A 13,583-nucleotide genomic window follows, 5' to 3' on the forward strand; every position below is an offset into this window, starting at 1 on the left:
GCCGGAGGCCGAAGCGGGGGCCCGGGGGCGGCAGCCCCCGGACGGGCGGAGCAACACCGGGCACCGACACCGACCCGGCAGACCTAGTGGAACGAATACGCGGCGACCTCCGCGAGGTAGCGGCGGCGCAGCTCCTCGTCGTCGTCAAGGAACGCCGCCAGGAAGGAATTCCGCGCCAGCTCACGCAACCTTTCCTCGCCAAGGCCCAGCGCCGAGCGCACCGCGTCGAAGTTGTCCCCCGCGTACCCCCCGAAGTACGCCGGGTCGTCCGAGTTGACCGTGCACAGCAGCCCCGCGTCGAGCATCGCGGCCAGCGGATGCGCGGACAGCTCGGCCACGGCCCGCAGCCGCACGTTGGACAGCGGACACACCGTCAGCGGCACCCGCTCCCGCACCAGCCGCTCGACCAGCGTCGGGTCCTCCAGACAGCGCAGCCCGTGGTCGATCCGCTCGGCCCCGAGGACGTCCAGCGCCTCGGTGACGTACTCCGGCGGCCCCTCCTCCCCCGCGTGCGCCACCCGCCGCAGCCCGAGCGCCGCCGCGGCCGCGTACACCTCGCGGAACTTCGCCGGCGGATGCCCCACCTCGGCGGAGTCGAGCCCCACCCCGACGATCCGGTCCAGATACGGCTTCGCGGCCTCCAGCGTGGCCAGCGCCGACTCCGCGGACTCGTCCCGCAGGAAGCACATGATCAACCGCGTGGAGACCCCGTGGTTCCGCTCACTGGGGCCGAGCGCCCGCCACAGCCCCTCCACGACCGTGCCCATCGCCACGCCCCGCGCCAGATGGGCCTGCGGATCGAAGAAGATCTCCGCGTGCCGCACCCCCTGCGCGGCGGCGCGGGCCAGGTACGCGTTCGCGAGGTCCTCGAAGTCCCGCTCGGTGCGCAGGACGGCCATCAGCTCGTAGTAGAGGTCCAGGAAGGACTGGAGGTCGGCGAACCGGTACGCCTCGCGCAGCGCGTCCGTGTCGGCGTACGTCAGCTGGACACCGTTGCGAGCGGCCAGCGCGAACGCCAGCTCGGGCTCCAGAGTGCCTTCGATGTGCAGGTGCAGTTCAGCTTTGGGGAGCGCCATCAAAGCATCGTACGGCGGATCTACCTGCGCTTCGGAACCGGCACTCGGAGCAGATCCCGCGCCACGGTCAGCTCCCCGTCGAACCCGGCGGCCCGTGCCTGCCGTTCGAACTCCTCGGGGTCGGTGTAGCGCTGGCTGAAGTGGGTGAGCACCAGGTGCCGCACGCCCGCCTCCCGCGCCACCGCCGCCGCCTGCCCGGCCGTCAGATGGCCGTGCTCGTCGGCGAGTCCGGCGTCCTCGTCGAGGAACGTGGACTCGATGACCAGCAGGTCGCATCCCTCGGCCAGTGCGTGCACGCCCTCGCACAGCCGGGTGTCCATGACGAACGCGAACCGCTGCCCGCGCCGCACCTCGCTGACCTCCTCCAACGTCACCCCGCGCAGCGCGCCCTCGCGCTGGAGCCGTCCCACGTCGGGCCCCGTGATGCCGTGCGCGGCGAGCCGTTCGGGCAGCATGCGGCGCCCGTCGGGTTCGACGAGCCGGTAGCCGTAGGACTCCACGGGGTGCGAGAGCCGGTGGGCCCCGAGCGTGTACGGCGGGCCCGTCACCAGGTCGCCGTCGGCGTCCACCGGGGCCTCGGTGACCCCGACGGTCTCCCGGTAGGCGGTGGCGTACCGCAGCCGGTCGAAGAAGCGCTGCCCCGAGCGCGGGTAATGGGCGGTGACCGGGTGCGGGACCTGGTCGAGGTTGATCCGCTGGATCACCCCGGCCAGGCCCAGCGAGTGGTCCCCGTGGAAGTGCGTGACGCAGATCCGGTTGAGGTCGTGGGCGGCGACCCCGGCGCGCAGCATCTGGCGCTGGGTGCCCTCGCCGGGGTCGAACAGCAGGCCCTCGCCGTCCCAGCGCAGCAGATAGCCGTTGTGGTTGCGGTGCCGGGTCGGGACCTGGCTGGCGGTGCCGAGCACCACCAGTTCACGGACGGACACGGCGACCTATCCGGGGGGCCAGTGGAGGCCGCGCCCGCCGAGGACGTGCGCGTGGGCGTGCCAGACGGTCTGGCCGGCGCCGCTGCCGGTATTCAGGACGACACGGTAGCTGTCCAGCTTCTCGTCGTCGGCGACGGCCTGGGTCTCGCGCAGCAGGTCCGCGGCGACGGCCGGTTCGGCGGCGGCGAGCAGGGCGGCGTTCTCGTAGTGGACCTTCGGGATCACCAGGACGTGCGTGGGCGCCTGGGGGTTGATGTCCCGGAACGCGACCGTCGTGTCCGTCTCACGGATGATCGTCGCCGGGACGTGTCCCCCGACGATCTTGCAGAACAGGCAGTCGTCCTGCGGCTCCCCGGCCATACCGTTCCCTCCGAGAGATCGATCGCGTCCCGGGCATCGTAGCGTCGTCAGGTCGGCAGACCCGGCGGTGTCTTCGCGGGCCGCTCCTCCAGGGACTCCAGGGCCAGCCGGATCGCCTCGTCCAGCTGGGGGTCGCGGCCGGCCGCCCAGTCCTGGGGGCGCTGGAACACCTCGACGTCCGGGTCCACGCCGTGGTTCTCCACGCCCCAGTCGTAACCCTCCAGCCAGAAGGCGTACTTGGGCTGGGTGACCAGGGTGCCGTCGACCAGGCGGTAACGGCTGTCGATGCCGACGACACCGCCCCAGGTGCGGGTGCCGACGACGGGCCCGATGCCGAGGGCGCGGATCGCCGCGTTGACGATGTCGCCGTCCGACCCGGAGAACTCGTTGGCGACGGCCACCACCGGCCCGCGGGGCGCGTCCTGCGGATAGCTGTACGGCCGCAGCCCGCGCGGCAGCACCCAGCCGACGATCCGCCGGGCCAGCTTCTCCACGACGAGTTGGGAGGTGTGCCCGCCCCGGTTCTCGCGCACGTCGACCACCAGCCCCTCGCGGACCACCTCGACCCGCAGGTCACGGTGGATCTGCGCCCAGCCGGGGGCCTGCATGTCGGGCACGTGGAGGTAGCCGAGCCGCCCGCCGGAGCGCTCGTGGACGTAGGCGCGCCGGCCGGCGACCCAGTCGTGGTAGCGCAGCGGCTCCTCGTCGGCGATCGGGACGACCACCGCGTACCTGAGGTCGCCGCCGCCGGCCGGTGAGATCGTCAGCTCGACGGCGCGTCCGGCGGTGCCGACCAGCAGGGGCGCGGGTCCGGTCACCGGTTGGACGGGGTGGCCGCCGACGGCGACGATCGTGTCCCCGGCGCGCACCGCGACACCGGGCGCGGCGAGGGGGGCGCGGGCGGCCGGGTCGGAGGTCTCCGAGGGCAGGATCCGGTCGATGCGCCAACTGCCGTCCCGGTGGCGGGAGATGTCGGCGCCGAGCAGCCCCTGGCGGGCGCCGGAGCCGAAGCCGCCGCGCGGGGTGACATAGGCGTGGGAGGTGCCGAGTTCGCCCTGCACCTCCCACAGGAGGTCCACGAGGTCGTCGTGGGTGGCGATCCGGTCGAGGACGGGACGGTAGCGGTCGAGGACGCCCTGCCAGTCGACGCCGCTGAGGTCGGGCCGCCAGAACTGGTCGCGCATGATCCGGCCGGTCTCGTCGAACATCTGCCGCCACTCGGCGGCCGGGTCGACGGTCTGCCGGATGCGGGAGAGGTCGACGCCGACGCTGGTGTCGCCGTCGTCGTCGGACCCGGTCCGCCGGTCGCTCGGCACGAGCCGCAGCCGGTCGTCCGCCCACAGCAGGACGCGTTTGCCGTCGCCGCTGACCTCGAAGTGGTCGGCGTCGGCGGCCAGGTGCTCCAGGCGGTGCTGGGCGAGGTCGTAGCGCTCCAGCTCGGTCTTGGGGTCGGGGTCGTCGGGGGTGGCCCGGGACGCGCCGAGGACACCCTGCACGGGGTGCCTGAGCCAGAGCACGCCGTCCTTCGCGGCCCGCAGGTTGGAGTAGCGGCCGGCCTCGACGGGGAACGGCACGATGCGGTCGGCCAGGCCCTCCAGGTCGATGCGGGTGACCGGGGTGCCCTCGCTGTCGGGCGTCTCGTCGCGGTCGGGGGTCTCGAAGGGCCGGCCGTGCCGCTGCGGGCCGAACGGGGAGGGCGTGGTCGCGGCCAGCGTGATCAGGTGCGGGCGGTCGCCGACCACGAAGGCCAGGTCGAAGACGTGCTCGTCGTAGACCGGGTCGAAGGAGCGGGTCGACAGGAACGCGAGGTGCTTGCCGTCCTGGGTGAAGGCGGGCGCGTAGTCCTGGAAGCGCAGCGGGGTCGCCTCGGTGACCGACAGGTCGGTGGTGTGGGCGATGCGCAGCTGGGACAGGGGGCGCGGGCCGGGGTGGGACCAGGCGAGCCAGGCCGAGTCGGGCGAGAAGGCGAGCCCGGACACGTCGCCGTCGGCGCTGCGGTCGACCTCGCGGACCTCGCCGGTCTCCCGCTCGACGAGCAGCAGCCGTCCGTCGTGCGAGGCGACCGCGGCCCGGCTGCCGTCGGGCGACATGGCCAGCTCCAGGACCCGGCCGAGCTGTCCGGCGGCGAGCCGGCGCGGGATGGCGCCGGGGACCGGGCCGGTGGCGGGGGCGAACTCCAGGGCGTCCTCGCCCTCGGCGTCGGTCACCCACACCGCCCACTCCTCGCCCTCGGCGCGGAAGGCGCGCGGCAGCCGGGCCCGTACGCCGGGCCGGGCGGACAGGGCGCGGGCGGGGCCGGCGCGGTGGGTGACCCAGTGGACGGCGCCGCGCACGACGACCGCGCTGCCGCGCGCGGTGTGGTCGGGGGACGCCTCGCCGAACCAGCGGGACGCCTTCAGCGGGTACGGCCGCAGGTCGAGGCGCGGTCCGCCGAGCCGCACGTCGAGCCGCCTGGGCTCGGCGCCCTCCAGGTCGTCGAGCAGCCGGAGTTCACCGCCGGCGACGTAGACGACACGCTGTCCGTCGGTGGCGGCGTGGCGGGCGTAGAAGCCGTCGAGGGGCGTGTGGCGGCGCAGGTCGGAGCCGTCGGCGAGGGAGGAGTAGAGGGCGCCGGTGCCCTCGTGGTCGGAGAGGAACCCGACGCGCTCGCCCACCCACAGCGGGAACTCCAGGTTGCCGTCGAGGTCCTGGTGCAGCCGGACGAACTCGCCGTCGCCCTCCCGGTCGATCCACAACTTGCCCGCGGTGCCGCCCCGGTAGCGCTTCCACCAGGCGGCCTCGCGGCCCATCGGCGCGGACAGCAGCACGGTGGCCGGGCCGAACGCGACGTCGCCGACGGGCCCGTAGGGCAGGGTGTCGGCCGGTCCGCCGTCGAGCGGGACGGCCCGCGCCCAGCTGCGGCGCAGGCTGGCCTGGCCCTGGGTGCTGATCGCGAGGACCTTGCCGTCGGGGGTCCAGCCGCGCACCTGGGTGCGCCAACTCCCCCAGTGGGTGAGGCGGTCGGCGGGGCCGCCGGCCACCGGGGCGACGTGCACCTCGGGAGCGCCGTCGCGGGTGGAGGTCCAGGCGACGGTGGTGCCGTCGGGCGAGATGCGCGGCAGGGTCACCGGCACGTTGTCGGCGCTGACCCGCCAGGCCCGGCCGCCGTCGAGGGGGGCGAGCCAGACGTCGTCCTCGGCGGTGAAGGCGACCAGGTCGCCCCGGAGATGGGGGAATCGGACATACGAGGAAGAAGCTGTTGAAGGCGTCGATGTGGTCGAATGCGCGGAACCCGCCGATGTGGACTCAGTCACCCGATCACCTTAAGCATGGCGCGACCTCGGCGGACACCCCTGCGATCACTTGCCTTCCACGGGCCCGCAACTGGGGTCGCCCACGCACCAGATGGTCCGGGTGACGGTGACGGTGACCGTCGGTCCGGGCCGCGGCACCCCGCCGCCCGCGGGCGGGGTCCCCACCGCGCTGGGAGCTGCGCCGCAGTCGCCGAGTCCGTCGACGCGGAAGACCTGGTCCCCGTCCACCGCGGCGACCAGATCGCCGCGCACGCAGGCGCCGCCCACGGCCCGGGTCACCCGGCCGGTGACGGTGATCCTCCGGTCGTCGGTGGTGCGGCCCTGGCAGTCGACGGCGACGACGGTGGTGGTGGTCCCGGTGGCCGAGGGCGCCGGTCCGCCGGAGGCCCCGGACCGGTCGCCGTAGTCGCCGGTGCAGGTCAGCCAGCGCACGCCGACGTGCCGGCGCTGGAGTTCGGCGGTCGCGGTCCGGTCGGTGGTGTAGGAGACGGTCGCCGTGCTCAGGCCGCCCGGGTCGCACGCCACGGCGCCGCCCACGGCCAGCGCCGCGAGGCCCGCGAAGGCCACCGCCCGCGTCCCGCGCGTCCCGCGCGTTCCGGGGCCCCTGTGCCGGACCGACCTCAACACCCCCATGGACGGCAGCCTGCCACCGCCGCGGATGGGGCGGTAGGGCGCCGACGACCACTCATGTGTTCGCGCACGTCACGGAAGGGGGACCCGGCCGCGGGCCGGGGTTCAGGACCAGCGGCCGGTGCGTCCGAGGAGCAGGGCCGCCGCCGCGGTCCCGGCGGTGGAGGTGCGCAGCACGGTCGGCCCGAGGACGTACGCCCGTGCGCCCGCCTCCTCGAACAGTGCCAACTCCTCGGGGGAGACGCCGCCTTCGGGGCCGACGACGAGCACGATCTCGCCCTCGGCGGGGAGTTCGGCGGTGGCGAGCGGGGCGGTGCCGCTCTCGTGGAGCACGGCGGCGAAGTCGGCCCGGGCGAGGAGGGCGGCGACCTGCTTGCCCGTGGCCGCGTCCGCGACCTCCGGGAAGCGCACCCGGCGGGACTGCTTGCCGGCCTCGCGGGCGGTGGCCCGCCACTTGCCGAGCGCCTTGAGTCCGCGCTCGCCCTTCCACTGGGTGATGCAGCGGGCGGCCTGCCACGGCACGATCGCGTCGACGCCGACCTCGGTCATGGTCTCGACGGCCAGCTCGCCCCGGTCGCCCTTGGGCAGCGCCTGGACGACGGTGATCCGGGGTGCCCGCTCCGGCTCCTCCTCCACCGGGGCCATGTGCACCACCAGCCGGTCCTTGCCCTCGGTGCCGAGCACGTCGCACACCGCGTAGCGTCCGGCGCCGTCCGTGAGGACGACCTCCTCCCCCGCCTGGAGGCGCTTCACGGAGACCGCGTGCCGTCCTTCGGGTCCGTCCAGGACGTAGCGGCCGCCGCTGTCCGCGCGGAAGTGCTCGACGACGAAGACCGGCGCCGTCACCGGGCGCCCTCGGCGGCGAGGACGGCGCGCGCCTCGGCGAGTTCGGCGGTCAGGACCTCCACCAGCCGTGCGGCGGGCAGGTCGCGGGCCATGCGGTGCCCCTGTCCCGCCCACAGCGCCATGCCCTGCGCGTCGCCGCCCTTGGCGGCGGCCTTGCGCAGCGGGGAGGTCAGGTGGTGGACCTCGGGGTAGGCGGCGGGGGCGTACGGGCCGTGCTCGCGCATGAAGCGGTTGACCAGGCCGCGCGCGGGCCGCCCGGAGAAGGCGCGGGTGAGTGCCGTCCGCGTGAACAGCGGGTTGGTCAGCGCGTCCTTGTGCGCGGCGGCGGCACCGGACTCGGGGGTGGCGAGGAACGCGGTGCCGAGCTGGGCGGCGCTCGCGCCGGCCGCGAGGACGGCGGCGATCTGGCCGCCGCGCATGATGCCGCCGGCGGCGACGACCGGGATCTCCACGGTCTCGCGGATCTGCGCGACGAGGGAGAGCAGGCCGACGGAGGAGCCGTCGTTCTCGGCGATGTCGCGGTGGGTGCCCTGGTGGCCGCCGGCCTCCGCGCCCTGGGCGATCACCGCGTCGGCGCCGGAGCGCTGCACGGCGAGGGCCTCCTCGGCGGTGGTCGCGGTGACCAGGGTGAAGGTGCCGACGCGGTGCAGGGAGTCGACGACCTCGCGGGTCGGGACGCCGAAGTGGAAGGAGACGACCGGCACCGGGTCGTCGACGAGGACGGCGAGCTTGGCGTCGTAGCCGTCGTCGCGGCCGCTGTCCGGGTCGCCGAGCTCCGTCTCGTACCAGGCGGCCTCGCCTGCGAGCTGGTGGGAGTAGACCTCCACGGCGGCGGGGTCGGCCTGCTCGGACTGCGGCATGAAGAGGTTCACGCCGAACGGCCTACCGGTCAGCCCCCGCAGCTGCTTGATCTCCTGGTACATGCCGTCGGCGGTCTTGTACCCGGCGGCGAGGAACCCCAGACCGCCCGCCTCGGAGACGGCGGCGGCGAGCTGCGGCAGGGAGACGCCGCCCGCCATCGGGGCCTGCACGATCGGATGTGGGAAGAGATCGGTCAGCGCGGAGGACATGACGGCATGTTGTCACGTCCTCCGAACAACTCCGAACCCACCCTTCCCTTGGCATAGGCCCCTGGCAAGGAGGTCGGCGACCGTCGGGGGCGCGGCTCGGCTCAGCGACCGTTGAAAGCGTCCTTCAGCCGGGAGAACAGACCCTGCTGACCCGGCTGGAACTGGCCCTGGGGGCGTTCCTCGCCGCGGAGCTTGGCCAGTTCGCGCAGGACGCGTTCCTGTTCGGGGTCGAGCTTGGTCGGCGTCTGGACCTCGACGTGGACGATCAGGTCGCCCCGGCCGCCGCCGCGCAGATGCGTGACGCCCCGGCCGTGCAGCGGGATCGACTGGCCGGACTGGGTGCCCGGACGGATGTCGATCTCCTCCATGCCGTCCAGGGTCTCCAGCGGCACCTTCGTACCGAGCGAGCCCGCCGTCATCGGGATCGTCACCGTGCAGTGCAGGTCGTCGCCGCGCCGCTGGAAGGTGCTGTGCGGCAGCTCGTGGATCTCGACGTACAGATCGCCCGCGGGACCGCCGCCCGGACCGACCTCGCCCTCGCCGGCCAGCTGGATGCGCGTGCCGTTGTCGACGCCGGCCGGGATCTTGACGGTCAGCGTCCGCCGCGAGCGCACCCGGCCGTCGCCCGCGCACTCGGGGCACGGGGTCGGGACGACCGTGCCGAAGCCCTGGCACTGGGGGCAGGGCCGGGAGGTCATGACCTGGCCCAGGAAGGATCGGGTGACCTGCGAGACCTCACCGCGGCCCCGGCACATGTCACAGGTCTGCGCGCTGGTGCCGGGCGCGGCGCCCTCGCCGTTGCAGGTGTTGCAGACGACGGCCGTGTCGACCTGGATGTCCTTCGTGGTGCCGAAGGCCGCCTCGTCCAGCTCGACCTCGATCCGGATCATGGCGTCCTGGCCCCGGCGGGTGCGCGAGCGCGGCCCGCGCTGCGACGCCGTGCCGAAGAACGCGTCCATGATGTCGGAGAAGTTGCCGAAGCCGCCCGCCCCGAAGCCGCCCGCGCCTCCGCCGCCGGACTGGGAGAGCGGGTCGCCGCCGAGGTCGTAGACCTGTTTCTTCTGCGGGTCCGACAGGACCTCGTAGGCGGCGTTGATCTCCTTGAAGCGCTCCTGCGTCTTCGGGTCCGGATTCACGTCCGGGTGAAGCTCGCGCGCGAGTCGCCTGAAGGCCTTCTTGATCTCATCCTGCGACGCGTCGCGGCGCACGCCGAGAACGGCGTAGTAGTCCGTGGCCACTTACGACTCCGCCAGGATCTGTCCGACGTACCGTGCCACTGCGCGTACCGCTCCCATCGTTCCCGGGTAATCCATGCGGGTCGGTCCGACCACGCCGAGCTTGGCGACTGCCTCGCCGCCCGAACCGTAGCCGACCGACACCACGGACGTGGAGTTGAGTCCCTCATAGGCGTTCTCGTGACCGATCCGCACGGTCACGCCCGAATCGCCGGCCTCGCCCAGCAGCTTGAGGAGCACCACGTGCTCCTCCAACGCCTCCAGGACGGGCCGGATCGTGAGGGGGAAGTCATGTCCGAAGCGGGTGAGATTGGCGGTGCCGCCGATCATCAGCCGCTCCTCGTTCTCCTCGACCAGTGTCTCCAGCAGGGTGGAGAGCACCGTCGAGACCGTGCCGCGGTCCTCGGCCTCGAACGCGTCCGGCAGGTCCTCCACCAGACGGGGCACGTCCGAGAAGCGCCGGCCGGCGACCCTGCTGTTGAGACGGGCCCGCAGGTCCGCGAGCGACGTCTCCCCGAAGGGCGCCGGGCAGTCCACCATCCGCTGCTCGACCCGGCCCGTGTCCGTGATCAGCACGAGCATCAGGCGCGCGGGCGCGAGCGAGAGCAGCTCCACGTGCCGCACGGTCGAGCGGGTCAGGGAGGGGTACTGCACGACGGCGACCTGCCGGGTGAGCTGCGCGAGCAGCCGTACCGTACGCGCCACGACGTCGTCGAGGTCGACGGCGCCGTCGAGGAAGTTCTGGATCGCGCGCCGCTCGGGTCCCGTCATCGGCTTGACGCCGGCGAGCTTGTCGACGAACAGCCGGTAACCCTTGTCGGTGGGGATGCGCCCCGCGCTGGTGTGCGGCTGCGCGATGAACCCCTCGTCCTCCAGGGCGGCCATGTCGTTGCGGACCGTCGCCGGGGACACACCGAGGTTGTGCCGCTCGGTGAGCGCCTTGGAGCCCACCGGCTCCTCGGTGCCGACGTAGTCCTGGACGATGGCGCGCAATACCTGGAGCCTGCGTTCACTCAGCACCGCGCACACCTCCAGAAGTCGTCCCCTTGGCGCCTTTCCTGGCACTCTGAACCGTCGAGTGCCAGCCTTCTCCGGCCAGTGTACGGCCGTGGGGTACGCCGGGGGCAAGGCTCAAGCCGGACGACAGCGCCCCGAAGGCGCGCGGGACGGTGCCGCTGTGCGGCTCCGCCGCGTGCGCGCGACCGGCCCCGGCGGTGCCGCGGACGGCGGACGGCCGTCGCGGCACCGCCTGCGGAGCGCGTAGCGTCGGTGCATGACGGTGACATGGGAAGCGGCCCGCTGGGAGCGGCTGACCGACAGGGTCGCACGGTGCCGACTGCCGGGGTGGGACTGCACGGTGGGGCTGGTCCTCGGCGCGGGCACGGCCCTGTTGGTGGACTCCGGATCGAGCCTGGCGGAGGGCGCCCGACTGCGCGCGCAGGTGCGGCAGCTCACGGGCCGGGATGTGACCCATCTCGCGCTCACCCATCCCCACTTCGACCATGTCCTCGGTGCGGCGGCGTTCCCGGAGGCCGAGGTGTACGCGGCGGTGGGCGTGGCCGGGGTGTTCGCGTACGAGCGCGCCGCGCTGCTGCGGGACGCGCTGGCCGAGGGGCTGGACGCGGCGCTCGCCGAGGCGGCGGTGGCCGCGCTGGCCCCGCCCCGCCATCCGGTCTCGGGCGAGTGGACGCTCGACCTGGGCGACGGCCGGCAGGCGCTGCTGGCGAACGTGGGCCCGGGGCACACGGCGCACGACCTGGCGGTGCTGGTGCCGGGCGAGCGGGAGGTGGTCTTCTGCGGCGACCTGGTCGAGGAGTCCGGCGAACCGCAGGCCGGCCCCGACGCGGTGCCCTCGCGGTGGCCGGCGGCGCTGGACCGGCTGCTCGCCCTCGGCGGCGAGGACGCGCTGTACGTGCCCGGTCACGGAGCGGTGGTCGACGCCGGGTTCGTACGGGCCCAACGCGACGCCCTGGCCGCGCGTTTCGGCGTGTCGTGAGTGGGCGCGGGGCGCTTCTCCTATCGTCGGGCGAATGCGCCAGTACTCGCCCGACCTGACTCCGCCGTGGAAGAAGCCGAAGCACGTGCCGGAGGTCGCGGCCGAGCCGGGGCTGGTGGTGGAGGAGCCCGGGACCGGCTTCTGCGGGGCGGTGATCCGCTGCGAGGCGGGCACGGTGACCCTGGAGGACCGTTTCGGCAAGCACCGTGTGTTCCCGCTCGGGCCGGGCGGCTTCCTGCTGGAGGGCCGCCCCGTCACGCTCGTACGGCCGTCGGCGGCGCCCGGACGTCCCACCCGCACCGCCTCCGGTTCGGTGGCCGTGCCCGGGGCCCGCGCGCGGGTGGCACGGGCCGGGCGGATCTACGTCGAGGGCCGCCACGACGCCGAGCTGGTCGAGAAGGTGTGGGGCGACGACCTGCGCATCGAGGGCGTGGTCGTGGAGTACCTGGAGGGCGTGGACGACCTGCCGGCGATCGTGGCCGACTTCGCCCCGGGCCCCGACGCCCGGCTGGGCGTGCTGGTGGACCACCTGGTGCCGGGCAGCAAGGAGTGGCGGATCGCGCAGTCGGTGACCGACGAGCACGCCCTGGTGGTGGGCCACCCGTACGTCGACGTCTGGGAGGCGGTGAAGCCGTCGGCCCTGGGGATCGCCGAGTGGCCGCGCGTCCCCCGCGGCCAGGACTGGAAGACGGGGGTGTGCCGGGCGCTGGGCTGGCCGGACAACACCGGCGCGGCCTGGCAGGCGATCCTGTCCCGGGTCCGCTCCTACAAGGACCTGGAGCCGGAGCTGCTGGGGTGCGTGGAGCGGCTGATCGACCATGTGACGGTGCCCGGGGCGGACTCCTGACCGTCAGTCCACCAGGTCCCTGACCACCGCGTCCGCCAGCAGCCGGCCGCGCAGGGTCAGCACCGCGTGTCCCTCGTCGTAGGCGCCGGGCGCCAGCAGGCCCTCGTCCAGGAAGCGGTGGGCGGCCGTGCGGCCCGCCGGGCGCAGCAGCGACAGCGGGACGCCCTCCCGGAGCCGCAGCTCCAGCAGCACGCGCTCCACCCTGCGGTCCTCGTCGGTCAGGACCTCACGGCCCGCGCCCGGGGTGCGGCCCGCCGCGAGCGCCGCCGCGTACGCCCCCGGGTGCTTCGCGTTCCACCAGCGCACCCCGCCGACGTGGGAGTGGGCGCCGGGGCCCGCGCCCCACCAGTCGGCGCCGCGCCAGTACAGCTCGTTGTGCAGACAGCGGGCGGCCCGCGAGGTGGCCCAGTTGGAGACCTCGTACCACTCGAAGCCCGCCGCCGACAGCACCTCGTCCGCGATCAGGTAGCGGTCCGCGTGGACGTCGTCGTCGGTCATGGGGACCTCACCCCGGCGGATGCGGCGGGCGAGCCGGGTGCCCTCCTCCACGATGAGCGCGTAGGCGCTGACGTGGTCGGGGCCCGCGCCGAGCGCCGCGTCCAGGGAGGCCCGCCAGTCGTCGTCGGACTCGCCGGGCGTGCCGTAGATCAGGTCGAGGTTGACGTGCTCGAAGCCCGCCGCCCGCGCCTCGGCGACGCATGCCTCCGGGCGGCCGGGGGTGTGGGTGCGGTCCAGGACGTCCAGCACGTGGCGCCTGGCGCTCTGCATGCCGAAGGAGATCCGGTTGAAGCCGCCCTCGCGCAGCTCGGCGAGGTAGGCCGGGTCGACGGACTCCGGGTTGGCCTCGGTGGTGACCTCCGCGTCGGCCGCGAGGCCGAACTCGTCCCTGATCGTCCCCAGCATCCGCACCAGGTCGGCGGCGGCCAGCAGGGTGGGCGTGCCGCCCCCGACGAACACCGTGCGGACCTCGCGCGGGTCGTCGCCCAGCACCTTGCGGGCGAGCCGGACCTCGTCGGCGAGGGTGTCCGCGTAGTTGTCGCGGGAGGCGAGCACGCCGCCGGTGCCGCGCAGCTCGGTGGCGGTGTACGTGTTGAAGTCGCAGTAGCCGCAGCGGGTCGCGCAGTAGGGGACGTGCAGGTAGAAGCCGAGGGGCCGGTCGGCGGACCCGGCGAGCGCGGACGCGGGCAGCGCACCGTCGCCGGGCACGGGCTCACCGTCGGGGAGTGCGGAAGGCATGTCCCCCATTGTCCCGCACACCCACCACCACCTGTCCCGCCCGCCCGGCGCCCCCCTGCGCGGCGGCG

The 13,583-nt window shown here is 74.1% G+C and carries 12 protein-coding genes; 2 read left to right on the forward strand and 10 right to left on the reverse strand.

Going from position 1 to position 13,583, the window contains the following annotated elements; genetic code table 11:
- Positions 1-83: 83 nt before the first annotated feature.
- The 9 genes from AB0F77_RS13950 to hrcA all read right to left on the reverse strand — a co-directional run bounded on the left by AB0F77_RS13950 (position 84) and on the right by hrcA (position 10,456).
- Positions 84-1,076: an adenosine deaminase gene (locus AB0F77_RS13950; RefSeq protein ID WP_361946656.1), complete on the reverse strand. Its 993-nt coding sequence runs from the start codon at positions 1,074-1,076 to the stop codon at positions 84-86.
- Positions 1,077-1,096: 20 nt separating this feature from the next.
- A complete protein-coding gene (locus AB0F77_RS13955) occupies positions 1,097-2,002 on the reverse strand; it encodes a ribonuclease Z (RefSeq protein ID WP_361946659.1) in 906 nt (301 codons plus the stop codon).
- A gap of 6 nt (positions 2,003-2,008) precedes the next feature.
- Positions 2,009-2,362 (reverse strand): histidine triad nucleotide-binding protein, encoded by a 354-nt coding sequence (locus tag AB0F77_RS13960; RefSeq protein WP_361946662.1) that lies wholly within the window; start codon positions 2,360-2,362, stop codon positions 2,009-2,011.
- Between the two features lie 47 nt (positions 2,363-2,409).
- Positions 2,410-5,556: a S41 family peptidase gene (locus AB0F77_RS13965; RefSeq protein WP_361947094.1), complete on the reverse strand. Its 3,147-nt coding sequence runs from the start codon at positions 5,554-5,556 to the stop codon at positions 2,410-2,412.
- Between the two features lie 144 nt (positions 5,557-5,700).
- Positions 5,701-6,222 (reverse strand): hypothetical protein, encoded by a 522-nt coding sequence (locus AB0F77_RS13970; protein WP_361946665.1) that lies wholly within the window; start codon positions 6,220-6,222, stop codon positions 5,701-5,703.
- A gap of 168 nt (positions 6,223-6,390) precedes the next feature.
- Positions 6,391-7,131 carry a 16S rRNA (uracil(1498)-N(3))-methyltransferase gene (locus tag AB0F77_RS13975; protein WP_361946666.1) on the reverse strand — a complete coding sequence of 247 codons (741 nt, stop codon included), beginning with the start codon at positions 7,129-7,131 and terminating at the stop codon, positions 6,391-6,393.
- Positions 7,128-8,201, reverse strand: coding sequence for a nitronate monooxygenase (locus AB0F77_RS13980; protein ID WP_361946668.1), 1,074 nt, complete (start codon positions 8,199-8,201; stop codon positions 7,128-7,130). Before AB0F77_RS13980 ends, AB0F77_RS13975 begins: the two co-directional genes overlap by 4 nt.
- 101 nt (positions 8,202-8,302) lie before the next feature.
- A complete protein-coding gene (gene dnaJ / locus AB0F77_RS13985; protein WP_361946671.1) occupies positions 8,303-9,439 on the reverse strand; it encodes a molecular chaperone DnaJ in 1,137 nt (378 codons plus the stop codon).
- Positions 9,440-10,456, reverse strand: a complete 1,017-nt coding sequence (hrcA, locus tag AB0F77_RS13990) for a heat-inducible transcriptional repressor HrcA (RefSeq protein WP_361946673.1) — start codon at positions 10,454-10,456, stop codon at positions 9,440-9,442.
- A 253-nt stretch (positions 10,457-10,709) separates the two neighbouring features.
- Here hrcA and AB0F77_RS13995 point away from each other — a divergent pair, with 253 nt between their 5' ends.
- Positions 10,710-11,432, forward strand: coding sequence for an MBL fold metallo-hydrolase (locus tag AB0F77_RS13995; protein ID WP_361946676.1), 723 nt, complete (start codon positions 10,710-10,712; stop codon positions 11,430-11,432).
- 34 nt (positions 11,433-11,466) lie between these two features.
- Positions 11,467-12,279, forward strand: coding sequence for a DUF3097 domain-containing protein (locus AB0F77_RS14000; protein WP_361946679.1), 813 nt, complete (start codon positions 11,467-11,469; stop codon positions 12,277-12,279).
- A 3-nt stretch (positions 12,280-12,282) separates the two neighbouring features.
- Here the strand turns inward: AB0F77_RS14000 and hemW are convergent, their stop codons facing one another.
- Positions 12,283-13,515: a radical SAM family heme chaperone HemW gene (hemW, locus tag AB0F77_RS14005; protein ID WP_361946681.1), complete on the reverse strand. Its 1,233-nt coding sequence runs from the start codon at positions 13,513-13,515 to the stop codon at positions 12,283-12,285.
- Positions 13,516-13,583: the final 68 nt, after the last annotated feature.

Origin of the sequence: Streptomyces sp. NPDC026672 (assembly GCF_040638185.1) — a bacterium.
Taxonomy (GTDB): domain Bacteria; phylum Actinomycetota; class Actinomycetes; order Streptomycetales; family Streptomycetaceae; genus Streptomyces.

Coding starts and splice junctions, on each gene's coding strand:
- AB0F77_RS13995 (WP_361946676.1), top strand. CDS start 10,710: ATGACGGTGACATGGGAAGCGGCCCGCTGGGAGCGGCTGACCGACAGG.
- hemW (WP_361946681.1), bottom strand. CDS start 13,515: ATGCCTTCCGCACTCCCCGACGGTGAGCCCGTGCCCGGCGACGGTGCG.
- AB0F77_RS13980 (WP_361946668.1), bottom strand. CDS start 8,201: ATGTCCTCCGCGCTGACCGATCTCTTCCCACATCCGATCGTGCAGGCC.
- AB0F77_RS13960 (WP_361946662.1), bottom strand. CDS start 2,362: ATGGCCGGGGAGCCGCAGGACGACTGCCTGTTCTGCAAGATCGTCGGG.
- AB0F77_RS13950 (WP_361946656.1), bottom strand. CDS start 1,076: ATGGCGCTCCCCAAAGCTGAACTGCACCTGCACATCGAAGGCACTCTG.
- AB0F77_RS14000 (WP_361946679.1), top strand. CDS start 11,467: ATGCGCCAGTACTCGCCCGACCTGACTCCGCCGTGGAAGAAGCCGAAG.